The organism is Candidatus Allofournierella excrementavium (assembly GCF_048526665.1).
GTDB lineage: Bacteria > Bacillota > Clostridia > Oscillospirales > Ruminococcaceae > Allofournierella_A > Allofournierella_A excrementavium.
Genome location: NZ_DBGFPE010000017.1, coordinates 20698 through 42919, shown reverse-complemented (window position 1 = coordinate 42919; position 22222 = coordinate 20698). Strand labels below are relative to the sequence as shown.

Annotated in this window: 22 protein-coding genes; 13 read left to right on the top strand and 9 right to left on the bottom strand. The window is 64.3% G+C overall.

All coding sequences use genetic code 11. The annotated features are described in order from the left end of the window. Positions 1 to 14: 14 nt before the first annotated feature. Positions 15 to 1262: a glycosyltransferase family 4 protein gene (locus tag ACMI1Q_RS05515; RefSeq protein WP_419503066.1), complete on the bottom strand. Its 1248-nt coding sequence runs from the start codon at positions 1260 to 1262 to the stop codon at positions 15 to 17. A 188-nt stretch (positions 1263 to 1450) separates the two neighbouring features. On the opposite strand from ACMI1Q_RS05515, the gene ACMI1Q_RS05510 reads away from it, so the two are divergent. The 4 genes from ACMI1Q_RS05510 to ACMI1Q_RS05495 all read left to right on the top strand — a co-directional run bounded on the left by ACMI1Q_RS05510 (position 1451) and on the right by ACMI1Q_RS05495 (position 5806). After that, positions 1451 to 2275 carry a DUF4422 domain-containing protein gene (locus ACMI1Q_RS05510; RefSeq protein WP_419503065.1) on the top strand — a complete coding sequence of 275 codons (825 nt, stop codon included), beginning with the start codon at positions 1451 to 1453 and terminating at the stop codon, positions 2273 to 2275. A gap of 107 nt (positions 2276 to 2382) precedes the next feature. Next, positions 2383 to 2862: a MarR family winged helix-turn-helix transcriptional regulator gene (locus tag ACMI1Q_RS05505; RefSeq protein ID WP_419503064.1), complete on the top strand. Its 480-nt coding sequence runs from the start codon at positions 2383 to 2385 to the stop codon at positions 2860 to 2862. Positions 2863 to 3217: 355 nt separating this feature from the next. Further along, entirely contained in the window at positions 3218 to 4549 is a 1332-nt protein-coding gene (locus tag ACMI1Q_RS05500; protein ID WP_419503063.1) for an APC family permease, read from the top strand. A gap of 63 nt (positions 4550 to 4612) precedes the next feature. Beyond that, a complete protein-coding gene (locus ACMI1Q_RS05495; RefSeq protein ID WP_419503062.1) occupies positions 4613 to 5806 on the top strand; it encodes a MalY/PatB family protein in 1194 nt (397 codons plus the stop codon). Between the two features lie 55 nt (positions 5807 to 5861). Here ACMI1Q_RS05495 and ACMI1Q_RS05490 read toward each other — a convergent pair whose 3' ends face one another. From ACMI1Q_RS05490 to ACMI1Q_RS05465, 6 genes are all read right to left on the bottom strand, one after another. Beyond that, positions 5862 to 6794: a DUF3658 domain-containing protein gene (locus tag ACMI1Q_RS05490; RefSeq protein WP_419503061.1), complete on the bottom strand. Its 933-nt coding sequence runs from the start codon at positions 6792 to 6794 to the stop codon at positions 5862 to 5864. A gap of 12 nt (positions 6795 to 6806) precedes the next feature. Beyond that, the gene (locus ACMI1Q_RS05485; RefSeq protein ID WP_419503060.1) at positions 6807 to 7535 is read right to left on the bottom strand and encodes a hypothetical protein; all 729 of its coding nucleotides are present in this window, start codon (positions 7533 to 7535) and stop codon (positions 6807 to 6809) included. Positions 7536 to 7542: 7 nt separating this feature from the next. After that, entirely contained in the window at positions 7543 to 8196 is a 654-nt protein-coding gene (locus tag ACMI1Q_RS05480) for a hypothetical protein (protein WP_394981360.1), read from the bottom strand. Positions 8197 to 8209: 13 nt separating this feature from the next. After that, positions 8210 to 9103 carry an ABC transporter ATP-binding protein gene (locus ACMI1Q_RS05475; protein ID WP_419067756.1) on the bottom strand — a complete coding sequence of 298 codons (894 nt, stop codon included), beginning with the start codon at positions 9101 to 9103 and terminating at the stop codon, positions 8210 to 8212. Beyond that, positions 9100 to 9486, bottom strand: a complete 387-nt coding sequence (locus ACMI1Q_RS05470) for a GntR family transcriptional regulator (RefSeq protein ID WP_177522219.1) — start codon at positions 9484 to 9486, stop codon at positions 9100 to 9102. The genes ACMI1Q_RS05475 and ACMI1Q_RS05470 overlap by 4 nt, the downstream gene beginning before the upstream one ends. Positions 9487 to 9654: 168 nt before the next feature. Beyond that, the gene (locus ACMI1Q_RS05465) at positions 9655 to 10857 is read right to left on the bottom strand and encodes an acetate/propionate family kinase (RefSeq protein ID WP_419503059.1); all 1203 of its coding nucleotides are present in this window, start codon (positions 10855 to 10857) and stop codon (positions 9655 to 9657) included. A 115-nt stretch (positions 10858 to 10972) separates the two neighbouring features. On the opposite strand from ACMI1Q_RS05465, the gene ACMI1Q_RS05460 reads away from it, so the two are divergent. From ACMI1Q_RS05460 to ACMI1Q_RS05445, 4 genes are all read left to right on the top strand, one after another. Then, complete coding sequence (locus tag ACMI1Q_RS05460) at positions 10973 to 12154, top strand: nucleotidyltransferase family protein (protein WP_419503058.1); 1182 nt, start codon at positions 10973 to 10975, stop codon at positions 12152 to 12154. 206 nt (positions 12155 to 12360) lie between these two features. Beyond that, a complete protein-coding gene (locus ACMI1Q_RS05455; RefSeq protein WP_419503057.1) occupies positions 12361 to 14139 on the top strand; it encodes a phosphoenolpyruvate carboxykinase (GTP) in 1779 nt (592 codons plus the stop codon). A 90-nt stretch (positions 14140 to 14229) separates the two neighbouring features. Further along, complete coding sequence (locus ACMI1Q_RS05450) at positions 14230 to 14916, top strand: YoaK family protein (RefSeq protein WP_177522215.1); 687 nt, start codon at positions 14230 to 14232, stop codon at positions 14914 to 14916. A gap of 106 nt (positions 14917 to 15022) precedes the next feature. Beyond that, the gene (locus ACMI1Q_RS05445) at positions 15023 to 15649 is read left to right on the top strand and encodes a DedA family protein (protein ID WP_419503056.1); all 627 of its coding nucleotides are present in this window, start codon (positions 15023 to 15025) and stop codon (positions 15647 to 15649) included. A 23-nt stretch (positions 15650 to 15672) separates the two neighbouring features. Here ACMI1Q_RS05445 and ACMI1Q_RS05440 read toward each other — a convergent pair whose 3' ends face one another. Next, positions 15673 to 17460 carry an aminopeptidase P family N-terminal domain-containing protein gene (locus ACMI1Q_RS05440; protein WP_419503055.1) on the bottom strand — a complete coding sequence of 596 codons (1788 nt, stop codon included), beginning with the start codon at positions 17458 to 17460 and terminating at the stop codon, positions 15673 to 15675. A 220-nt stretch (positions 17461 to 17680) separates the two neighbouring features. On the opposite strand from ACMI1Q_RS05440, the gene ACMI1Q_RS05435 reads away from it, so the two are divergent. The 5 genes from ACMI1Q_RS05435 (at position 17681) to ACMI1Q_RS05415 (ending at position 21392) form a co-directional block, all read left to right on the top strand. Continuing rightward, positions 17681 to 18835 (top strand): CobW family GTP-binding protein, encoded by a 1155-nt coding sequence (locus ACMI1Q_RS05435; protein WP_419503054.1) that lies wholly within the window; start codon positions 17681 to 17683, stop codon positions 18833 to 18835. Between the two features lie 13 nt (positions 18836 to 18848). Further along, positions 18849 to 19808 (top strand): outer membrane insertion C- signal, encoded by a 960-nt coding sequence (locus tag ACMI1Q_RS05430; protein ID WP_177522211.1) that lies wholly within the window; start codon positions 18849 to 18851, stop codon positions 19806 to 19808. Between the two features lie 302 nt (positions 19809 to 20110). Continuing rightward, positions 20111 to 20473 (top strand): BlaI/MecI/CopY family transcriptional regulator, encoded by a 363-nt coding sequence (locus ACMI1Q_RS05425; protein ID WP_177522210.1) that lies wholly within the window; start codon positions 20111 to 20113, stop codon positions 20471 to 20473. A 153-nt stretch (positions 20474 to 20626) separates the two neighbouring features. After that, complete coding sequence (locus ACMI1Q_RS05420) at positions 20627 to 20953, top strand: hypothetical protein (RefSeq protein WP_419503053.1); 327 nt, start codon at positions 20627 to 20629, stop codon at positions 20951 to 20953. Positions 20954 to 21044: 91 nt separating this feature from the next. After that, positions 21045 to 21392: a DUF3795 domain-containing protein gene (locus tag ACMI1Q_RS05415; RefSeq protein WP_419503052.1), complete on the top strand. Its 348-nt coding sequence runs from the start codon at positions 21045 to 21047 to the stop codon at positions 21390 to 21392. Positions 21393 to 21470: 78 nt separating this feature from the next. Here the strand turns inward: ACMI1Q_RS05415 and ACMI1Q_RS05410 are convergent, their stop codons facing one another. Further along, positions 21471 to 22109, bottom strand: a complete 639-nt coding sequence (locus ACMI1Q_RS05410; RefSeq protein WP_177522208.1) for an orotate phosphoribosyltransferase — start codon at positions 22107 to 22109, stop codon at positions 21471 to 21473. Positions 22110 to 22222 lie beyond the last annotated feature (113 nt).

The following is a 22222-nucleotide window of genomic DNA, read 5'->3' as shown; positions in this document are numbered from 1 at the left end:
TCCTTTTCTTTGAATCAGCCGCCGGGGCAAAGCCGGCGGTAAAGGTCCAGCAGGGCGGCGGCCACGGCCTTCGGGTCGTGGACGGCCAGGGCGCGCGCCCGGGCGGCGGCGGCCTTTTCCTCCGCCATGGCCGGGTCGGCCCAGAGGGCGGCGATTGCCTTTGCCATTTCGCCGGGGGCGGCGGGGTCGAACAGTTCGCCCTCTTTTTCGCTCAGCATGCTGGGCACGCCCCCCACCGCCGCGGCGGCGCAGGGCACCCCGGTGAGCATGGCCTCGCCCAGGGAGTTGGGGCTGTTCTCGATGCTGGAACACAGCAGATAGGTCTCCGCCAGCAAAAACTGCTGGCGCATGCCCTCGGCATTCAGAACGCCGGTGTAGTGGATGCGGTCGGCAACGCCCAGCCGGCGGGCAAGCTCGTCCAGATAGCCGGGGTATTCCGCCAGCCAGTGCACCAGCGGCCGCAGCAGGGGGCCTTTGTCCGGCGGGGGCCAGCCCGCCACATAGAGCTGGGCGTCCGGCCACTGCTTTGCGAGTTCCGCCAGCGCTTCGATGGCCCGGTGCAGGCCTTTGAGGGGGATGTTGCCCTGGCTGACGAACAGCCGGTGGGGCCGGGCGCTCTGCCGCTGCCAGCCGCCGGGATAGAACACCGGGCGCATGATCTCCGGCAGGTGGTGATACTCCGCCTCGGGCGCTGCGGCGGCGCAGTATGCCTTGTCCCAGTCGGTGCGGCCCAGGATGTGCCGCGCCTTTGCCAGCACCGCCCGCTCCCGTTCGCCCCGGGCCAGCAGGCGCTCCTTCTGGGCCAGAACGGTCAGCCCGCCGGTGCGCCTTGCCAGCGCCTCTTTCAGCGGCTGACGGCGCAGAAAGCGGGGCGGCAGGCCGTCGGCCATGTGCTCGCCGCAGGGCCCGGCCAGACCCTGGATGTAGACCAGCACCTTTTGGGGGTCAAAGCCTTCCAGCACCCAGGGCGCGTGGTCGTTCTCGGTGCCGAACAGCTGGATGAGGTCGGGCGCTTCCTCCGCCAGCGCCGTTTCCAGCGCCGGGCGGTCCCCGGCGGGCAGGCCGAGATAGGAAACGCCGTCGATGCGCTCCCGGCAGGGGGCGGAAAGCTCCGGCGAAAAGCTGCACAGAACCAGGCCCAGCCCCTCTTTGGGCAGAGCGGCCAGAAGGCTCACCGCCCAGCTTCCGCTGGCCTGGGGGGCAAGGCCCAGCCGCCCGGAAAAGACGGGGGGCAGAAAATCCAGGACCCACATCACCTTCATCGCATTTTCCTCCGCTGGTTTTGTTTGGCCGCGCGGCCCACACTTATACAGAATAGAGTATAGCAAAAAACGGGCCTCCTTGCAACAAAGGGGGACGGGCCCTCCGCCGTTGCAAAGCCCCGGCGCGCTGTGGTACAATAAGCGCAAACCACACCGCCCGCACGCCGGGCAAAAAAGGAGGACACACCATGGGCGAAACGGCGATCCTGATCGCGGCCCACAAGCCCTTTGACCCGCCCGCGCTGGAGGGCTATCTGCCGGTGCAGGTGGGCGCGGCGCTGGCCCAGAAGGACCTGGGCTTTCAGCGGGACGACGAGGGGGAGAACATCTCGGTCAAAAACCCTCAGTACTGCGAGCTCACCGCCCAGTATTGGGCCTGGAAGAACCTGACCGAGCCCCGGGTGATGGGCCTTGTGCACTACCGGCGTTATTTCGTGAAGGACATGTACGCCCCCGACGTGAAGAGCCAGATCCTCACCGCCGCCGAGGCGGACGCCCTTCTGGAAAAGTACGACATCGTTTTGCCCAAACCCGTCTACAAGCTGGCCTACAACGGCACGCTCTATCATTCGAAGCCCCGGGAAGGGCAAGACAAGCCCCTGCTGCTTTTGGAGGACATCGTCACCCGCCGCTGCCCGGAGTATCTGCCCTCCTTTGAAAAATTCGTCTACGGCCACCGGGCCAGCTTCGGCAACATGCTGGTGGCAAAGCGGGAGGTCTTCTGCGCTTACAGCGCCTGGATGTTCCCCCTGCTGGAGGAGTTCGAGCGCCTGGGCGAAGAACAGGGCATCCTGGACCCGCGGATGTGCGGCTTCATCTCGGAGTATCTGCTCTGCATCTGGGCCGACCACAACTTCCGGCCTGAGAAAATTTATTTCATGGACGTGGCCAACACCGAGGCGGACCGCCGGGCGCTGGGCTACCGGGTGCGCAAAGCCCTGGTGAAAACAGGGCTGTTCGAGCCGGTGAGCCGCGCGGCCTTTGCGGTGTATTACAAATTAAAAGGCTGCTGAAAAGGTCCGTGCCGCAAAGCACTTGCGCAGGATGAAAAAAGAGCGTAAGATAGAAAACCGCGCGGTGTGAAATCAGCGCAGAACTGCCAGAAAAGCGAGGAAACGGAATGGAGCGCGTGGAACTGATCCGGACCCTGATGGAGGAAAAGCGCCGCGGCATGGAGGCCTATGAGCGGTATCTGAACGAAAAGCACCTTTATGCCCCCGGCATGATGCTCTACATGCGGGAGGCGCACTTTCTCACCGCAGTCGGCCCCGGCGGCGAACCCACCGTTTCGGAGCTGGCCGCCCGCCTGGGCGTGACCCACGGGGCGGTGTCGCAGCTGGCCGCCCGCCTTGAGAAAAAGGGGCTGGTGCAGCGCACCGCGAATCCCAAGGACCGCCGCCAGTCCATCGTGCGGCTCACCGACGCGGGCAAGGAGTTGTGCCGCCGTCACCAGGCCGCCGACCGGCGCAACTACGGCTACATCAGCCAGTGGCTGGACGGCTTTTCCGACGAAGAAGTCAGCCTTGTGCTGCGCTACGAAGCCCGCATGCGCGATTTGTTCGAGTCGCTGAACAAGGACATCGGCGAGCGATTGTTGTGAAAATACACAAACAGCCTTGCAAAAGACCTCTGTTTTGCCAAATTGACAAAGCAGAGGCCTTCTCTTTATAATTTATGTTAGCAGCTAACAAGTTTTCCAACATGGCAAACCTGCCTTTTTCCATCGCCGGAAGGCCCGGCGGTTTCTTTTTGGGCAAATAGGTTAGCAGCTAACAAAAAGGGCCCCTGCCGGCGGGAGCGCCGGCTTTTTGAAACACATTTGCGTTAGCATGTAACGAATTGAAAGGAAGGTGCAGGCCAAAATCGCCCCGGGCAGGGCACAGGGCCCGGCGGGGCGGCGGGAAAACGATCGCATCTCAACGCTGCAACGACCTGAAACAAGGAGGAATCAAACCATGTCTCAAACTGAAACCGGCGCCCAGAACAAAAAACTCACGCGCACCGACCTGTTCTCCATGGCCATCGGCCAGATCATCGGCGTGGGCATCATGACCATGACCGGCATCGCCATCGGCTTCACCGGCCGGTCGGTGAACCTGGCTTATCTGCTGGCGGGCGTGCTGACCATCGTGTCCGCCATTCCCCAGATCTACATCGGCGGCACCGCCAATTTCCCCGGCGGCCAGTATTCCCAGATCGCCGTGCTGGCGGGCCAGAAGCTGGCCGGCATCTACACCTTCGTGAACCTGGCCATGTCGCTGGCCATCTCCATGTACACCCTGTCCTTCGCCGACTACTTCCTGGCCCTGGTGCCCGGCGTGAACGTGAAGCTGCTGAGCTTCATCGTGCTCACCGCCCTGTTCGGCATGCACCTGTTCGGCATCAAGCAGGCGGCCCGCCTGCAGAACATCCTGTGCGTGGTGCTGGCGGTGGCCATCGGCGCCTATGTGGCGTTCGGCATCGGCCACATCCAGCCGGACTACATGGCTCCTGACCAGTTCATGACCGGCGGGATCACCGGCTTTCTGCTGGCCTCCGTGTATCTGAACTTCGCCTGCGGCGGCGCGACCTATGTGGTGAATTACAGCTCCCAAGCCAAGAACCCCACCAAGGACATCCCCTTCGTCATCATCGTTTCCACCGGCGCCATCGTGGTGCTGTATGCTGTGATGAGCACCATCGCCGCCGGCGTGCTGCCGGTGAGCGAGGTGGCGAACCAGCCCCTGAGCGTGTCCGCCGCTGTGTTCATGCCCGGCCCGGTCCACACCTTCTTCGTGGTGGGCGGCGCCATCTTCGCGCTGCTGACCACCCTGAACTTCTCCATCGGCATGATGACCTATCCCGCCCTGCGCGCCTGCAAGGACGGCTGGCTGCCCAAGGGCCTGGCCACCTGCAACAAGAAGTTCGGCACCCCCCACTGGATCCTGCTGGCCTTCTACCTCATCGGCCTGGTGCCCATCCTGGTGGGCCTGGACCTGACCACCGTGGCCAACAGCACCGTGATCCTGACCACCGCGATCCGCGGCGTCATCGCCTATGCGGCGCTGCGCCTGCCCAAGATCATGCCGGAGCTGTGGAGCCAGTCCAAGTTCCATGTGAGCGGCACGGTGCTGAAGGTGGTCTGCGGCCTGACCCTGGTCATCACCGTCATCTCCATCGTGCTGCTGCTGGTGAGCACCGCGCCGGTGCAGATCCTGGGCAACTGCTGCATCCTGGCCCTGGCCGTGGTGCTGGCCTTCGCCCGCAACCGCCATGTCAAGCTGGAGGCAAACTACACCGCGAAATAAGCCTGCCGGCGGCTGTGCCGACATGCCCCCGCCGTCGGCGGGGGAACGAAGGAGGAAAGACCCATGACATACGATTTTGACCGCAAAGTGGACCGCAAGAGCACCAACGACATGAAATGGCACGCCAAGGCGGTGAGCATGTATCTGCACCGGGAGATCCCCGAGACCATGATCCCCATGTGGCTGGCGGACACCGAGTTCGCCTGCCCGCCCTGCATCGTGAAAGCGGTCGAGGCGCGGGCCGCCAAGGAGATCTTTGGCTACTGCGCCCCCATGGAGAGCTACTACGCCGCCGTGTGCGGCTGGCAGAAGCGCCGCCACAACTGGGATGTGTCCCCCGCGTGGGTGACCCAGCTGCCCTCGGTGGTGGCGGGCATCAACATCGCCATCCGCGCCTTCAGCCAGCCGGGCGACGGCGTCATCATCCAGCAGCCGGTGTACGACCCCTTTGCCACCATCGTGCAGCAGGCGGGCCGCGTCGTGGTGAACAACGCGCTGGTGGAGACCGGGCACGGCTTTGAGATGAACTTCGACGACCTGGCCCGGCTTGCGGCGAAGCCTGAGAACAAGATCATGGTGCTGTGCAGCCCCCACAACCCGGTGGGCCGGGTGTGGAAGGAGGAGGAGCTGCGCCGCGTGGCGGACATCTGCGCCGCCAACGACGTGCTGCTGGTGAGCGACGAGATCCACAGCGACATCGTCTACACCGGCCACCGGCACATCCCCATCCTGGCGCTGGACGAAAAGTACAGCCAGAAGTGCATCCTGCTCAACGCCCCCGGCAAGACCTTCAACGTGGCGGGCCTCAAGTCCAGCTACTCCATCATCCCCAGCGAGGAGCTGCGCAAGGCGTTCAACGCCATGCAGGTGGCCATGTCGCTGGATGTGAAAAACACCTTCGGCCTGGAGGGCACCATCGCCGCCTACACCGGCGAGGGCGAGGAGTGGATGGAGCAGGAGCTGGCCTATCTGGAGCAGAACATGGCCTTTGCGTCGGAATTTGTGGAAAAGAACATGCCCGGCGCAAAGCTGCCCAAGCCGGAAGGCACCTTCCTGGGCTGGCTGGACCTGCGGGGCCTGGGCCTTTCGGACGAGGAGCTGTTCCGGCGCATCGTGCTGGAGGCGGCGGTCATCTGCGTGCCCGGCGGCTGGTTCGGCCCCGGCGGAGAGGGCCACATCCGCCTGAACGCGGGCTGCCCCCGCGCCATGCTGCAGGAGGCGCTGGAGCGCATCCGCGACGTGCTTTACAAGAAATAAGAAAACGAAGGGGAGCCCCCATGCTTTTGCATGGGGGCTCCTTTTTTTGCGTGTTTCAAAGGCCGGTCTTGCGCAGCACCCGGTCATAGACCGGGCGGCCGGGGCGCGGGCCATCGATTTCTTCCAAAAGACCTTTCTGCACCAGCGCCTCGATGCGTCTGGCGGCAAAGCCGTCGCTCACGCCGGGGCGCAGGGTGCACAGCAGCCGCCCGATGGCCTCGGCCTCCCGAAACTCTTGCGGCTGGGCGCGCAGGACCTCCAGCACGAAGCAGTCGTAAAAATCCTCCGGAACGCTCACAAGGCGGCCGTTCACCACCGCCCGCAGGGGGGCGTTCTGCGCCGCCAGCAGCGCCCACTCCTGGGCCAGGGCGTTCAGCGCCGGGGCGGGCAGGGGAGTGGGGTCGGCCAGCGCGGCCCAGTGCCAGGGCTCCACTTCGCCCCAGCTGTCGTACCGCACCGCGGTGCCATCCGGCCGTGCCTCAAACTCTGGCAGCCGCACCCGTTCCACTCGCAGCTTGTCAAACCCCAGAGGCCGCAGCCAGGCCGCCAGAGAGCGGATGCCGCAGGCAGCGTCCGCACCGGGGCTCTGCCACACCCGCACCACTTCGCCGCAGGCGGCCCGTTGGCGCAGGGTTTCCAGCGCCCCGCGGGCTTCGGCCAGCATCTTTTCGGCCACCTCCGCGTTCTCGGCGCTGTCCATGGCCCAAAGGCCCGCCAGCTCCGCCTTGCGTTTTTCGCCCGGCTCGGCCTCGGAAATATCCCCCACGCTCAAAGCCAGGGGCAGGCAGACCACGTCGGCGGGCCTGCCCTCCATGGGCAGGGCCCCGGCGGCCCGCTGCCTTTGGCGGGCGGCCTCCCGTTTTGCGGCAAGGCGGCCCAGCGGCCCGCCCGCGCCGCCGATGACGGCCACCGCCGCCGCGCCCCCCGGGCCGGAGAGCGCCACCCGCAGGCTGCCTTTTTCCGAGGTGGAAAAGACCACATGCACCATGCTTTTGCCTCCTTACCAGCGCACCACCGCGTGGAGCAGCGACCACACCGCCCACACAAGGCCCGCGGCCACCAGCACCGCCACGCCCGCGATCAGGCCGATGCTCCATTGGCCGATGAGGTAGGCGTTTTGACCCAGCAGCTGCGGTCCGAAGCACAGGCCCATCCAGATGGCCCACATCACCCAGGCGCCTTTGGGACCAAAACGCTGGATGAGCGCCCCGAAAGAAAGCCCCAGCGCCAGCGCCGCCGCCAGCAGCAGCGGGTACCACCACCAGGCCAGCACGAAGTCCTCGATCTGAAGCAGCGCGGGCCCGGCGGGCCCGCTGCCCTCGGGCAGCGGCATGTTCAGCCCCAGCTTCCAGCCCTCAAAGCCCGCCAGCTTCGCCCAAAGGCCGGGCAGCAGAAAGCGCTCCGCCAGCGCCAAAAGGCCGGCCAGACCCATGACGAAGGCCCCTTCCAAGGCCAGCAGCGCGACCACCAGCCCCAGGCTCTGCCGCCGGGTGCGCCCGAAGCGCAGGGCGGTGTCGAACATCACCGTGGAGTTGGTGAAGCTCATGATGAACAGGGAGAAAGCCGCCACAATGGGCAGCACGATGCCCGCCAGGAAGATACTGGTGTCCGGCCTGGCGATGGCCATCACGCAGAGGATGACCACCTCCCCCAGCAAAAACAGCCCGCCGGTGATCGCGGCGTAAAAGGAGAAGTCGCCGGCGTTCATCTTCAAAAAGTTTTTAAACATGCCGTTGTCACCTCACCACATAGCCCTTGAGATAGCGATACAAAAACACATCCGCCGCCACGGCGGCCAGCCCCAGCGCCAGGGGCAGCAGCCAGGGCAGGTCGCCCCACATCCCGCCGGAGAAGGTGCCGCCGGTGATGACCAGCCAGAAGGTGCCCGCCATCATGAGCAGCATGGCCAGAATGATGACCATGCTCCCGATGACGCGGCTGCGGATCATCATCACGCCGCTGAGCACCCCCAGCACCGCGGCTGCGGCTGCGGCCGCCAGAAAGGCGGGGCTGGTGTTGAGCATCAGCACCGTGGCCGCCCCCTCCCGGGGCCAGCCGAACCACACCGGCACGAGGGAAAAGAGAGCCGAGATGGCCCAGCCGCCCACGGCGTAGATGGCCAGCACCCCCTGCAGCGCCACGAACAGGGCCTTGCGGGTGGCCCCGAAGTTGAGGGCCAGGGTGAGGGTGCTCGTCATGGAAAAGGCCATCATGAACAGGATGAACAGCGACAGGGCGGGAAAACCATCGAAATAGGTGGAAAAGAGGTTCGTGTTCCCCGAAGGCACGTCGGTGACGAAGGCCCCGCCCACGATGACCGCCGCCGCGGCGGCAAAGACGGCCAGATTGATAAGGGAAAAGCGCAGAAGAAACCGGAAACAGCGTGTCATGCCGCCACCTCCCTCATTCCACCGGCTCGTGGCCGCACAGCGCCACGAACACGTTCTGCAGGTTCAGGGGCGAAACGTCCACGTCGCCCGTGCCTTCCAAATCGGCGGCCCGGCGGCCGGCGGTGTCCCGCACGGCGGCGGTCTTGCGGCGGCCCATGGCGCGCTCGCTCACCACCGTCATCCCTTCGCACACCCGGTCCACCTCCTCGGCGGCGCCGGACACATAGCGGAACTGGTCCACCAGCTCCTCCGTCTCCTCGTCCTCGATGATGCGCCCGTCGTCCAGAATGAGCACCCGCTCGAACACCGACGCGGCCTCCTCAATGATGTGGGTGGAGATGATGAAGGTGCGGCCGGTGCGGGCGTAGTCCTCCAGCAGCAGCTGATAAAACCGCTCCCGGGCCACCACGTCCAGGCCCGCCACCGGCTCGTCCAGAATGGTGATGGGCGCGTTGCTGGCCAGGGCGATGAGGATGGTCACCATGGAAAGCTGGCCCTTGGAGAGCTGGCTCACCCGCTTTTTCTCCTCCACACCGAATTCTTTCAGCAGCCGCCGGGCGTATTCCTCGTCCCAACGGGGATAGAAGGTGGCCCCGGCCTGCAGGTAGTGACGCACTTTCAGATTGTTCTGGCCGTAGAACAGGGTGGCCTGCAGTTCGCGGGAAAAGCACAGGTCCGCCAGGGCTTTGGGGTTCTCCCACACCGGCTCGCCGTTATAGGTCACTTCGCCGGAATCGTGGGTGTTCTGGGCGGTCAGGATGCCCAAAAGGGTGGTCTTGCCTGCGCCGTTGCGCCCGATGAGCCCGTAAATTTTGCCCGGCTCGATGGTGATGTCCAGATTTTTCAGCACCTGTTTGTCCTTGTAGGATTTGCACAGGCCCTTCGCCTGCAAAATGCCGCTCGTCATGCCTTCTCTCCTCCTTCATGTTCGATGGCCTCTTTCACCATCGCCAAAAGTTCTTCCTTGCCAAGGCCCAGAGACTTTGCCTCCCGCAGAAGGGGCAGCACATACTCCTCGCCCAGGGCCTTGCGGCGCTTTTCCTTCACCGCGGCGGTGGCGCCGGGAGCAACGAACATGCCGATGCCCCGCCGTTTGTAGAGCACGCCCTCCGCCACCAGCAGATTGATGCCCTTGGCCGCCGTGGCCGGGTTGATGTTGTATTCCCTGGCCAGCTCGTTGGTGGAGGGCACCTGCTCCTCCTCCCGGTAAACGCCCCGGAGGATGTCGTCCTCCAGCATCTGCGCGATCTGCAGATAGATCAGCGACTGGTCGTTCAAACTTCCATGCACGCAGTTCACCTCCGCCTGCTGTTCGTTGGTTCATTGCTTGTGTGACTAACCATAGCACCTCCGGGCCGCTTTGTCAAGGGCCGGGATGGAAAAATGTGCGCCGGCAGGGCAAAAACGCAAAAAAGGGCCGCCCCAAACCGGGGCGGCCCTTGAAAAACAGGGGATGATTTACTTCGCGGTCACCAGCGCCAGAGTGTCGCGGGCGATCATCAGCTCCTCGTTGGTGCAGACCATCAACACCTTCACGCGGCTGTCGGCGGCGGACAGGTCGATGATGTCCTGGCCGCGCAGCTTGTTCTTCTCCTCGTCCAGCTTGATGCCCAAAAACTCCATGTTCTTGCACACCTGCTCGCGCACATAGCCGTCGTTCTCACCGATGCCGCCGGTGAACACGACGCAGTCCAGACCGCCCATCACGGCGGCGTAGGCGCCCACGTACTTCTTGATCTGGTAGTTCAGCATGTCGCTGGCCAGCTTGGCCCGCTCGTTGCCCGCGGCGGCGGCAGCCTCCACGTCGCGCTTGTCGCTGGACACGCCGGACACGCCCAGCAGGCCGCACTTCTTGTTCAGGTAGTCGGCCATCTCCTGGCCGTGGATGCCCAGCTTCTGCTCCATGTAGGTCACCACGCTGGGGTCAACGTCGCCGCAGCGGGTGCCCATCAGCACGCCGGCCAGCGGGGTCAGGCCCATGCTGGTGTCCACGCACTTGCCGCCGTCCACGGCGGTGATGCTGCTGCCGTTGCCCAGGTGGCAGGTGACCATCTTCAGCTCGGCGGGGTCCTTGCCCAGGAACTTGGCGGCGGCCATGCTCACATAGCGGTGGCTGGTGCCGTGGGCGCCGTAGCGGCGGATGGCGTACTTCTCGTACATCTCGTAGGGCACGCCGTACATATAAGCCTTGGGAGGCATGGTCTGGTGGAAGGTGGTGTCAAAGACCACAACGTTGGGCACCTCGGCGCCGAACACCTTCTTGGCGCTGCGCAGGCCCTGCACGTGGGCCAGGTTGTGCACGGGGGCCAGGGGAGCGATCTCCTCGATCTTGTCGATGATGGCGTCGGTGACGATCTCGCTCTTGGTGAAGAACTCGGCGCCCTGCACGATGCGGTGGCCGATGGCCCCGATCTCGCTCTTGTCGGCAACAACGGCGCCCTCGCCGGTGGTCATCATCTCAACCACCTTCATAAAGGCTTCGGTGTGGGTGGGGAAGGGCACTTCCTCGCTCCACTTGCCGCCGTGGGCCTGATGGGTGATCTTGCTGCCCTCGATGCCGATGCGCTCGCACAGGCCCTTGCACAGCACGCTCTCGTCGGTCATGTCGATCAGCTGATATTTCAGCGAGGATGAACCGCAGTTGATAACCAGGATTTTCATTGATACTTCCTCCCAAAACTGTTTCTGGCGGCCGCTGCCGCCCGGATTTACATTGTCCACCCACTATTATATAATGGGGAAAATCGCTTTTCAAGGCAAAAAGGGGGCCAAACCCGTGAAAAACGCCGGGATCATCGCAGAATACGACCCGTTCCACGCCGGCCACGCCTGGCAGATCGCTGAAGCGCGCCGCCAGGGCGCCGAAACAGTGACCGTTTGCATGAGCGGCGACGTCACCCAGCGGGGCGGCGCGGCGCTGTTGCCGCCCTCGGTGCGGGCCGCCGCGGCCCTCGGCTGCGGGGCCGATCTTGTGCTGTGCCTGCCGAACCCCTACGCCTGCCTCTCCGCCGAGGGCTTTGCCGCCGCCGGGGTGGCGATTTTGAGCGCCCTGCCCGCGCTGGATACTCTCGTGTTCGGGGCGGAGACGCCGGACACGGCGCCCCTCATCCGCACCGCCGGGGCCCTGCGTTCGGAGGCGTTCTCCGCCGCCCTGGCCCGCAGCCTCGCGGGGGGCGCGCCCTTCGCCGCCGCCCGGGCCGCCGCCGCCGAAGAAGTCTGCCCCGGGGCGGGGGCGGTGCTGGCGGGCCCCAACAACAACCTGGGCGTGGAGTACTGCAAGGCCCTCGCCGCCCAAAACAGCCATCTTTCGCCGCGGGCCCTGCCCCGCAGGGGCGCGGCCCACGGCGAGGCGGAACCCGGCGCCGGGGGCTTTGCCAGCGCCTCCAGCCTGCGCACCCTCTGGCGAAAAGGGGGCGCGGCGGCGCTGGAGGGCTATGTGCCCGACGCTGCCCTGGCCCTTTATAAAGAGGCCGAAGCCTCCGGGGCCGACCTGGACGAAAAAGCCTGGGGGGTGGCCCTGCTCTCCCGCCTGCGGGGGATGGACGCCGCCGCCATTGCCCGCACCCGGGGCACCGCCGAGGGGCTGGAACACCTGCTGGAGAACGCCGTGCGCGCCGCCGCAGACCTGCCGGGCCTTTACGACTCGATGAAGTCCAAGCGCTACGCCCACGCCCGGCTGCGCCGCTATGTGCTGGCGGCGGCCCTGGGCTACACCGGCGAACTGCCCGCCCTGCCGCCCTATGTTCATGTGCTGGCGGCGAACGAGCGGGGCCTCGCCCTTTTGCAGGGGGCAAAAAAGCCCGCCGGGGCGTCCCTTGCCCGCCTTGGCCGGGAAAACGAGGCCTGCCGGGCGGCGGCCGCCGCCCACGCCACCGCTGCGGACCTGGCCGCCCTCTGCCGCCGCGCCCCCGGCCCCATGGGCGGCTGCTACACCGAAAAACCCCTGCTGATTCGGTGAAACGAACGAGAATCGTCAAAAATTAGTCAAAGTTTTAAGCGAAACAGAAAACTTTTGCACTTTCGGATTTTTAACAAAAATTCCATTGCCGTTTTTGGGGTGCGGAAGTATAATGGCTACAATGGGTGCAAATGGCAAACTTTTTTCAGCGCCGCCTCCGGCGCGGGGTTTGCCCCCGAACATCAAGAGAGGATTGGTGAAAGCGTATGACAACGAACAAGCACGTTCTGACCTGGCTGGACGAAATGGTCGCCCTGGTGAAACCCGACAAGGTCGTGTGGATCGACGGCAGCGAGGAGCAGCTCACCGCTCTGCGTGAAGAGAGCTTCAGGACCGGCGAAATGGTGTCCCTGAATGAGGAACTGCTGCCCGGCTGTGTGCTGCATCACACCGCGGTGAACGACGTTGCCCGCGTGGAGGGCCGCACCTACATCTGCACCAAGAAGCGTGAGGACGCCGCCCCCATCAACAACTGGATGGAGACCAGCGAGATGAAGGCCAAGCTGATCCCCATGTACGACGGCTGCATGAAGGGCCGCACCATGTACGTCCTGCCCTACTGCATGGGCCCCATCGGCAGCCCCTTCAGCAAGGTGGGCATTGAGCTGACCGACTCCATCTACGTGGTCATGAACATGGACATCATGACCCGCATGGGCAAGCAGGCGCTGGACCAGCTGGGCGATTCCAACGACTTCGTCCGCGGCCTGCACTCCAAGGCCAAGATGGAAGAGGAGAACCGCTACATCGTGCAGTTCCCCGAAGAGAACACCATCTGGTCCATCAACTCCGGCTACGGCGGCAATGTGCTGCTGGGCAAGAAGTGCTTCGCGCTGCGCATCGCCAGCTATCAGGGCCTGAAGGAAGGCTGGATGGCCGAGCATATGCTCATCCTGGGCATCGAGGACCCCACCGGCCATGTGGAGTACATCACCGCCGCCTTCCCCTCCGCCTGCGGCAAGACCAACCTGGCCATGCTGATCCCGCCCGAAGTTTACGCCAAGCAGGGCTACAAGGTCTGGACCGTCGGCGACGACATCGCCTGGATGCACATCGGTGAGGACGGCCGCCTCTACGCCATCAACCCCGAGAACGGCTTCTTCGGCGTGGCCCCCGGCACCAACGAGAAGTCCAACCCCAACGCCCTGCACACCACCATGAAGAACACCATCTTCACCAACGTTGCCCACAACCTGGACAACAACACCGTGTGGTGGGAAGGCCTGGACAAGAATCCTCCCGAGAACGCCGAGGAGTGGACCGGCAAGAAGGTCAACGGCAAGGAGTGGGTGGCCCAGGGCAACAAGCTGGCCCATCCCAACAGCCGCTTCACCGCTCCCGCTGTGAACTGCCCCTGCCTGAGCAAGGAGTTCAACAACCCCAACGGCGTGCCCGTCACCGCCATGGTGTTCGGCGGCCGCCGCGCCAAGACCGCTCCGCTGGTGTTCCAGAGCTTTGACTGGAACCACGGCGTGTATGTGGGCAGCGCAATGGCCTCCGAGACCACCGCTGCCGCCGCCGGCGCCGTGGGCGTGGTGCGCCGCGATCCCATGGCCATGCGTCCCTTCACCGGCTACAACATGGGCGACTACTTCGGCCACTGGATCGAGATGGGCAAGAAGCTGGGCGACAAGGCCCCCAAGATCTTCCACGTCAACTGGTTCCGCACCGATGACGAAGGCCACTTCATCTGGCCCGGCTTCGGCGACAACATGCGCGTGCTGATGTGGATGCTGAAGCGCTGCAAGGGCGAAGTGGAGGCCGTGGAGACCCCCATCGGCTACCTGCCCAAGGCCGAGGACATCGACATCACCGGCCTGGAGGACGTCACTCTGGACACCGTCAAGGGTCTGCTGAGCGTGGACAAGGACCTGTGGCTGGAGGACTGCGACGGCGTCGAGGCCCTCTACGACGAGATCGGCGAGCGCGTTCCCGCTGAGCTGCGCGCCCAGCTGGCCGCCCTGCGCGAGCGTCTTTCCAAGTAAACCAACCCCCTGCTGAGCAAGCTGTGGCCCCCGGGAGACCGGGGGCCATTTTTGAGGTGAAAAAAAGGGGACAAAGAGGGGAGAAAGTCAATGAACGAACAGCGTGTGCAGACCAGCGAAGCGCTGCGGGTGGGCCTTGTGCTGGCGCTGGCGGGCGGCTATCTGGACGCCTACACCTACCTGTGCCGGGGCGGGGTGTTCGCCAACGCCGAGACCGGCAACATGGTGCTGCTGGGCGTGAAGCTGGCGGCGGGCGACTGGGCCGCCGCGGCAAAGTATCTGCCGCCCATCTTCGCCTTCTTCCTGGGCGTGCTGGCGGCGGAGGCCATCCGCCGCAGGGGCAAGGCGGCCCCGGCGGCAAAGCTGCACTGGCGGCAGTGGGTGCTGGCGCTGGAGATCGGCGTGCTGGCCGCCGCGGCCTTCGCGCCCCTGGGCGGCGCGTGGGACATGGCGGTGAACTGGGCGGTGAGCTTCGTCTGCGCCTTGCAGGTGGAGAGCTTCCGCCGGGTGCACGGCAAGGCCTACGCCACCACCATGTGCACCGGCAACCTGCGCAGCGGCACCGAGCTGCTCTATCAGTACTTCCAGACCCGCGACCGGGGCATTTTGCGCTCCAGCCTGCGGTATTATCAGGTCATCGTGGCCTTCATCGCCGGCGCGGCGGTGAGCGCGGTGCTGGCCGGGCCTTTGGGCCAGTGGTCGGTGCTGGCGGCCTGCGGCCTGCTGGCGGTGGTGCTGGTGGTCCTGAGCCGGGCCGAAGTGACCAGCCGGGAATGAACGAAGGAAAAAGCGCCTGCTTCGGCTTTGACCGGGGCGGGCGCTTTTTTGTGCTCATATTTTTCCGTCCGCTCCGAATAGACTGTACCCAAAGGGGGCGGCGGGCATGGAGCAGTTTATTGTGGACGTGATGGAGGACTTCGGCTATCCGGGCATGGCCCTGCTCATCGCGGTGGAAAACCTCTTCCCGCCCATCCCCTCGGAGGTCATCCTAACCTTCGGCGGCTTTCTCACCACCCGCACCGCGCTGGATGTGTGGTGGGTGGTGGCCTGGGCCACCCTGGGGGCGGTGGCGGGGGCGCTGGCCCTCTACGGCGTGGGCCGGGCCCTGGGCGGCGAGCGGATGCGCGCGCTGCTGGCGGGGCCCTGGGGCAAACGGCTGGGCTTTGACGCCGAAGCCGCCGCCCGTGCCGCCGCCTGGTTCGAGAAAAAAGGCGCGAAAACGGTGCTCTTGTGCCGCTGCGTGCCCATTCTGCGCAGCCTCATCTCCATCCCGGCGGGCATGGCCCGGATGAATCTGGTGCGCTTTCTGCTCTACACCACGGCGGGCAGTTTTGTGTGGAATGCCGCTCTGGTGCATCTTGGCGCGGCGGCGGGGGAGGGCTGGGCGCTGCTGGCCCGCCGCTTCGCAAACGCCTCCGGCGCGGTGCGCTGGCTGTTGGCGGCAGCGGCGGCGCTGGCCATCCTCTGGCGGCTGGCCCGGAAGAAAGACAAAAAAAGTGCTGCCCCTTGAAGGGACAGCACTTTTTTCTTTGCTTACGCCAGCGGCTTGGTCTTTTCTGCCAGCCAGGCCGCCTCGGCGGCGGAGAGGTGCGGAGTCAGCTTCTCCCGCACCATCTGGTGGAAGGCGTTCAGCCATTCCTTCTCGTCCGCGTCCAGCAGCTCAGGCCGCACGGGGGTCAGGTCGATGGGGCAGTAGGTGATGGGCTCAAAGCCCAGGAACTGGCCGTACTGGTTCTTCACCCGCGCGCAGCACAGCAGCTCGTTCTCGATGCGGATGCCCACCTCGCCCTCTTCGTAGATGCCGGGCTCGTCGGTGACGATCATGCCGGGCTTGAACACCGTGTGGTTGGTGATGCGCAGGTTCTGGGGGCCTTCGTGCACGCCGCCCACAAAGCCCACGCCGTGGCCGGTGCCGCAGCGGTAGTCGATGCCGTGGGCCCACACCGGGGCGCGGGCGATCACATCCAGGTTGCCGCCGGTGCAGGTGTTCAGGAACTGGAGCTTGGCCATGTCGATGTGGCTCTTGAGCACGTAGGTGTAGTAGGTGCGCTCGTTGTCGGTCAGCTCGCCCAGGGTGTAGGTGCGGGTGATGTCGGTGGTGCCGTCCAGATACTGGCCGCCGCAGTCCACCAGCAAAAAGCCCTTGGGGGCCAGAGTGGCGCAGTTGCCGGGGGTGGCGTGGTAGTGCATCATGGCGGCGTTGGCGCCGTAGGCGGCGATGGTGTCGAAGCTCACGCCGATGTTCAGTGCCTGCTCGCCGCGCAGGGCCATCAGCTTTTCGTCCACGTCCACCTCGGTCACGGCCTCGCCCGCGGCCATCTTCTCTTCCAGCCACATCTGGAACTTCACCATGGCCACGCCGTCCTTCACGTGGACCTTCTTCAGGTTCTCGATCTCCACGGGGTTCTTGACGGCCTTCAGCGCCTGGATGGGGTCCTCGCCCGCCTTCAGGGTGAATACGGGGTTGCCCTTGAGGGCGGAGTACACCGCCCAGTTGGTGCCCGCTTCGTCCACCAGCACCGTCTGGTCGTGGTGGTAGCCGGTGAGCGCGCCCAGCAGATGGTCGTAGTCGGTGACCCGCACGCCCTGGCGGCCCAGCGCCTCCACGGCCTCGGCAGGCAGGCGTGCGGTGTTGATGAAGAGGATGGCGTCATCCGGGGTGACGAAGCAGTAGGCCAGGGCGAAGGGGGTGTTGTCCAGGTCGTTGGCCCGCAGGTTCAAAAGCCAGGCCACGCTGTCCAGCCGGCAGACGACCATGGCGCCCGCCTCCTGCTTTGCCAGTTCCGCCCGCAGGTCGGCCAGCTTGTCGGCGGTGCTGCGCCCGGCGTATGCTTCGTCCAGCAGGAACGCCTCGCTGGCGGGCACGGCGGGCCGGTCGGGCCAGTTGCCCTCCACCAGGTCCACGCTCTTGACGGACGCGCCCTTCTTGGCCAGGGCCGCCTGCAGCTCCTTCATGGTGGAGGTGGCGGTGACCATGCCGTCCACCGCCAGCACCTGGCCCTCGCCCAGCGCGTCGGTCAGGTACTCCGGCAGGGTGGGCACGCCTTCCACGCCCATCTTCTGCAGCACGATCTCGCTGCCCTCCAGCTGATGGGCGGCCTGCACGAAGTAGCGGCCGTCCACCCACAGGGCACTGGCGGTCTCGGTGACCACCAGATTGCCCACGCTGCCGGTGAAGCCGGAGAAGTAGCGCCGGGCGGACCAGTGGGCGGGCAGATACTCGCTGATGTGGGGGTCGGAGGAGGGGATGAGGCAGGCATTGGCGCCGGCGGCCTTCATGGCGGCGCGCAGCAGCGCGGTCTTTTCATTGGTGGAGAGCATAAACGCAAAACCTCGATTCTCAAAAAATGCATGGGCAAACGCCCTTCGAGCCAAAATGACTGTTCCTATTGTAGCACGTTGAAGTCCGCTTGTTAAGCCCCACCTGCGGCGCGGGTGTTGACAAAACGGGTATAATAAAAGGTAGAGCGCAAGCGCCCGCAGCGCCTTTTTCACGGTGCCGCGGGCCTTTTCCCTGATGGATAAAAAGAGAGGTAACACCATGACCAAAATTGATATTTTTTCCGGCTTTCTGGGCGCCGGCAAGACCACCCTTATCAAAAAACTCATCAGCGAGGCCTACGCCGGCCAGAAGCTGGTGCTCATTGAAAACGAGTTCGGCGAGATCGGCATCGACGGCGGCTTTCTGAAGGACGCCGGCATCGAGATCACCGAGATGAACTCCGGCTGCATCTGCTGCAGCCTGGTGGGCGACTTCCGCGAGGCGCTGAAAAAGGTCATCGACCAGTTCGCCCCCGACCGCATCCTCATCGAGCCCTCCGGCGTGGGCAAGCTCAGCGACGTGACCCGCGCCGTGGCCGCTGTGGCCGACGAGCGGGACGTGAAGCTGAACTGCTTTGCCACCGTGGCGGACGTGAACAAGGTCAAGATGTACATGAAGAACTTCGGCGAGTTCTACAACGACCAGGTCTCCCACGCCAACGCCGTCATCCTCAGCCGCACCGGCTCTGCCAGCGAGCAGAAGGTGGCCGACGCGGTGGCGCTGCTGCGCACCGTCAACCCCGACGCGGTCATCATCACCACCGACTGGGCCCAGCTGTCCGGCGCGCAGATCCTGGCAGCCATCGAGGAAGGGCAGGACTTTGTGGCGAAGCTGCTGGCCCAGACCCTGGCCGAGCATGACCATGAGCACGAGCACGAGCATCATCACGACCATGACCATGATGACCGTTGTGAGTGCGGCCATGACCACGACCATGACCATGATGAGCATTGCGAGTGCGGCCACGACCACGAGCATGAGCATCATCACGACCATGACCACGACGAACATTGCGGCTGCGGCCATGACCATGACCACGAGCACCACCACGACCACGATGAGCACTGCTCCTGCGGCCATGACCATCACCATCATCACGCCGACGAGGTGTTCTCCAGCTTTGGCCGGGAGACCGCCCGCAAGTTCACCGCTGATGAGGTGAAGGCCGCCCTGGCCGCCCTGGACACCGGCAAGTACGGCACCATCCTGCGGGCCAAGGGCATCCTGCCCGGCGAGGGCGAGTGGATCCACTTCGACTATGTGCCCGGCGAGGCGGACGTGCGCACCGGCGCTGCCGACGTGACCGGCCGGCTGTGCGTCATCGGCGCAAAGCTCAACGAGCCGGCGCTGGAGCTCATCTTCCATCTGGCGTAAAGGAGAGAACAAAATGGCAGCGACTGAGATCCCGGTCTATCTGTTCCTGGGCCAGCTGGAAAGCGGCAAGACCACCTTCATCCAGGAGACCATGAACGACCCCAAGTTCGACAGCGGCGACAAGACCCTGCTGCTGATCTGCGAGGAGGGCGAGGTGGAGTACCGCCCCGAGGAGTTCGCCTTCGGCGGCGTCACGGTGGACACCATCGACTCCCAGGCGGACCTGACCCCCGACGTTCTGGAAGAGAAGGCGAAGAAGAGCGGCGCCGGCCGCGTGCTCATCGAGTACAACGGCATGTGGCCCCTCTCCGCGCTGATGGAGGCGCTTCCGCCTCACTGGCTGGTCTACCAGACCATCTGCACCGCCGACGGCACCACCTTCCGCACCTACTTTGAGAACATGCGCCAGCTGATGCTGGAAAAATTCGCCGCCAGCGAGCTGCTGGTGGTCAACCGGGCCGAGGCGGTCAGCTCCTCCGACGACCGGGACTACATCCACAAGGCGGTGCGTCAGGCCAGCCGCCGGTGCGACATCGCCTATGAGTATTCCGACGGCAGCGTGGAGTACGACGACCTGCCCGACGAACTGCCCTTCGACATCGAAGCCGACGTCATCGACATCGGCGACGAGGATTTCGGCATCTGGTATCTGGACGCCTCCGAGGACCCGGACAAGTACAACGGCAAGACCGTGCGCTTCACCGCCCAGGTCTGCCAGACCCCCCGGGTGGGCCAGGGCCAGTTCGTGCCCGGGCGCTTCGCCATGACCTGCTGCGTGCAGGACATCCAGTTCGTGGGCTTCCCCTGCAAATACGACGAGGCCAAAAAGCTGGCCCAGCGCAGCTGGATCAAACTCACCGCCAAGGTGCGGGTGCAGTTCCACCCGCTGTTCGGCGGCAAGGGCCCGGTGCTCACCGCCCTGGAGGTGGAGCCGGCGAAGCCCCTGGAACAGGATTACGTCACCTTCAGCTGAGTTTTCGGCGCTGATCGTGCAAATGAAGTGTTTTCGCCCCGCGGGCAATTTTGCCTGCGGGACGCTTTATTTTTGTGGATTATGTACAAAAATATGCAAATATGTACTACATAAATCGTCTACTATTGTCATAGAGGCTCCAAAAAAGAGGGCGCATTAAGTGCAAAGTTACAAAAAAAGCCGGACGGGGAAGTTTTATGCTGAAAAAGGGCGGGGGGTATGATATAGTAAAGTAAACAAGGGGATACTGCCCCCTTCTGCCAAAAAATAGCCTGTGGCAGGGCGGAAAGGACGGATCAACAGTGGAAACAGTAAAGCTGTTCGACGCAGAATGGAACCTGATGGAGATCGTGTGGGAGACAGCCCCCACCACGGCGAGCCGCATTGCCGGCATCGCCGGCCAGCGGTTCGGCTGGGCGAAAAACACCACCTACACGGTGCTCAAGCGGCTGATCAGCAAGGGCGTTCTGGAGCGCAGCGGGACCGACTTTACGGTGACGCCGCTGGTGACCCGCCGCCAGATGCAGCTTGTAGAGCTGAACAACCTGGTCGAAAAGCGGTTTGGCGGCAGCGAGGCGGAGATGCTGGAGGTGCTGTGCCGCGACGGCTGCCCCGCCCCCGCGCACCGGCAGGCGCTGGTGCAGGTGCTGGAGGAATTGCGCTGAGCAAGGCGCATCGCGAAGAGAAGGGGCCGGCCCCGAAAGGCCGGCCCCTTCTCTTCGCCCGGTTTCGGTTGAAAGGGACGGCGGGCCGTGGTATACTAACACCATAGCGCTTTTTGGCGGCCCCCGCGCGGGGGCATGCAGAGGGAGGAAAACATGGGATTCATTCGCCGCTTTTTGTCCATTGGCTTAGGGCTTGCCGCGGGGGCCTTTGCCGTGAAGCTGCTGCGGGATTACAACAACGACGGCCACATCGAGGGCGAGTATGTGGAAGTGCCCCTGACCGAGGGCGACGACGCCGCCCCCGCCGAAGAGGAAGAGCCTTACCACGCGTCCCAAAAGCCGGACCGGGGCCCCAACCCCAACCCGGTGGACCTGGGCGCGGCGGAAAAGCCCCTCACCGAGGACGGCAAGCTGGACGCCACCCGCATCGCCTGTGCCGAGGACTTCGGCGACTGGGACGACCTGGGCTGCCAGGGCTGAGCACAAAGCAAAAAAGGACCCGACGGGCGGTGGATGCGCAGATGCTCTGGCTTCCGGCGCGCTGTCTTACGAAAGATGGGAGGCTTTGGCAGTGGAGCGAACCGCTGTCAGCAGCATGATCGGCTGCTGTGGGCTAGACTGCGAAAAATGCGACGCATACATTGCGACGATCAACGACGACCAGGCCCTGCGTGAGAAAACGGCAAAATTGTGGAGCGAGTTGAACAATGCGCCCATTCTGCCCGAGCACATCAACTGTGCCGGATGCCGTGCCGACGGGGTCAAAACCGTGTTTTGCGAGAGCCTGTGCGAAATACGCAAATGCGCGCGCAGCAGAAACGTTGCCACCTGCGGCGATTGTGCTGAATGGAGAAACTGCCCCACGGTTGGAGCGATCATTGCAAACTCCCCGGCCGCCCTGCGGAATCTGGAGCATTGAAGCAAAAGAAAAATCAGCCGAAAAAACAAAAAGCGGTGCACCCTCACTTTGGGGGTGCACCGCTTTTTTAAATTGGTTTCACAGTTTGGAATAGCCGAAGCTGTTCACCAGCGCGTCCAGCTTGATGCCCTGCTTGCAGTAGGGGCAGTCCTTGAACTCGTAGCTGGCGTAGCCGGGCAGGTCGGCGGGGGAGAAGATGGACTGGATGTCCAGCCCGTCGATGGACTTCATGGTGCTGTACACCGCGGCCACGCCCTGCACGATGCCGCCGTAGTACTGCACGCACTCCACGCTCTTGTTGATGGTCTTGCCGGTGGCCACCGAGGCCATCAGGATGAGAACGTGCTTGCCGTTCAGCATGGGCTGGAGGTTGTCGCGGAAGAGCAGCTGGCTGTTGGAGTTGTACTCCGGGCGGATGACATAGATGGACTGGTGGGCGTTGATGGAGGCGAGGCCGCTTTTGGTCAGCTCCCGGGCAAGGCATGCGCCGATGACCTGGGTGCCGTCCAGGCAGACGATGGTGTCGATGACGGTGCTGGTGACGTACTTCTGGGCCAGCTCTCTGGCCACCGCCTCCGCGTCGCTCAGGCGGGTCTTGAGGGTGGTGATGTCGATGTAGTAGTTGATGTGGCTGTGGTTGGTGGCAAAGTGCCCCTGGGCCACCTTCAGCGCCACCGCGCCGCTGCGGGAATAGACCTTCTGCATACGCTGTTCCATAAAGCATCCTCCATGCTCAAAGGCGTCTTGCCCTGCCCGGACAAAACGCCTTTTTTTTAGAATACTATATTTCCGGCCTGAAAACAAGACGAACTGTTAAAAATTTATTGTAC

What these genes read in the sequence shown, in the direction of transcription:
- ACMI1Q_RS05445 (WP_419503056.1), top strand. Translation starts at nt 15,023, where the DNA reads ATGGAGCAGTTTATTGTGGACGTGATGGAGGACTTCGGCTATCCGGGC.
- ACMI1Q_RS05430 (WP_177522211.1), top strand. Translation starts at nt 18,849, where the DNA reads ATGGCAGCGACTGAGATCCCGGTCTATCTGTTCCTGGGCCAGCTGGAA.
- ACMI1Q_RS05490 (WP_419503061.1), bottom strand. Translation starts at nt 6,794, where the DNA reads ATGGTGCATGTGGTCTTTTCCACCTCGGAAAAAGGCAGCCTGCGGGTG.
- ACMI1Q_RS05480 (WP_394981360.1), bottom strand. Translation starts at nt 8,196, where the DNA reads ATGACACGCTGTTTCCGGTTTCTTCTGCGCTTTTCCCTTATCAATCTG.
- ACMI1Q_RS05420 (WP_419503053.1), top strand. Translation starts at nt 20,627, where the DNA reads ATGGGATTCATTCGCCGCTTTTTGTCCATTGGCTTAGGGCTTGCCGCG.
- ACMI1Q_RS05440 (WP_419503055.1), bottom strand. Translation starts at nt 17,460, where the DNA reads ATGCTCTCCACCAATGAAAAGACCGCGCTGCTGCGCGCCGCCATGAAG.
- ACMI1Q_RS05450 (WP_177522215.1), top strand. Translation starts at nt 14,230, where the DNA reads ATGAACGAACAGCGTGTGCAGACCAGCGAAGCGCTGCGGGTGGGCCTT.
- ACMI1Q_RS05485 (WP_419503060.1), bottom strand. Translation starts at nt 7,535, where the DNA reads ATGTTTAAAAACTTTTTGAAGATGAACGCCGGCGACTTCTCCTTTTAC.
- ACMI1Q_RS05500 (WP_419503063.1), top strand. Translation starts at nt 3,218, where the DNA reads ATGTCTCAAACTGAAACCGGCGCCCAGAACAAAAAACTCACGCGCACC.
- ACMI1Q_RS05410 (WP_177522208.1), bottom strand. Translation starts at nt 22,109, where the DNA reads ATGGAACAGCGTATGCAGAAGGTCTATTCCCGCAGCGGCGCGGTGGCG.
- ACMI1Q_RS05435 (WP_419503054.1), top strand. Translation starts at nt 17,681, where the DNA reads ATGACCAAAATTGATATTTTTTCCGGCTTTCTGGGCGCCGGCAAGACC.
- ACMI1Q_RS05495 (WP_419503062.1), top strand. Translation starts at nt 4,613, where the DNA reads ATGACATACGATTTTGACCGCAAAGTGGACCGCAAGAGCACCAACGAC.
- ACMI1Q_RS05510 (WP_419503065.1), top strand. Translation starts at nt 1,451, where the DNA reads ATGGGCGAAACGGCGATCCTGATCGCGGCCCACAAGCCCTTTGACCCG.
- ACMI1Q_RS05515 (WP_419503066.1), bottom strand. Translation starts at nt 1,262, where the DNA reads ATGAAGGTGATGTGGGTCCTGGATTTTCTGCCCCCCGTCTTTTCCGGG.
- ACMI1Q_RS05475 (WP_419067756.1), bottom strand. Translation starts at nt 9,103, where the DNA reads ATGACGAGCGGCATTTTGCAGGCGAAGGGCCTGTGCAAATCCTACAAG.
- ACMI1Q_RS05505 (WP_419503064.1), top strand. Translation starts at nt 2,383, where the DNA reads ATGGAGCGCGTGGAACTGATCCGGACCCTGATGGAGGAAAAGCGCCGC.
- ACMI1Q_RS05465 (WP_419503059.1), bottom strand. Translation starts at nt 10,857, where the DNA reads ATGAAAATCCTGGTTATCAACTGCGGTTCATCCTCGCTGAAATATCAG.
- ACMI1Q_RS05455 (WP_419503057.1), top strand. Translation starts at nt 12,361, where the DNA reads ATGACAACGAACAAGCACGTTCTGACCTGGCTGGACGAAATGGTCGCC.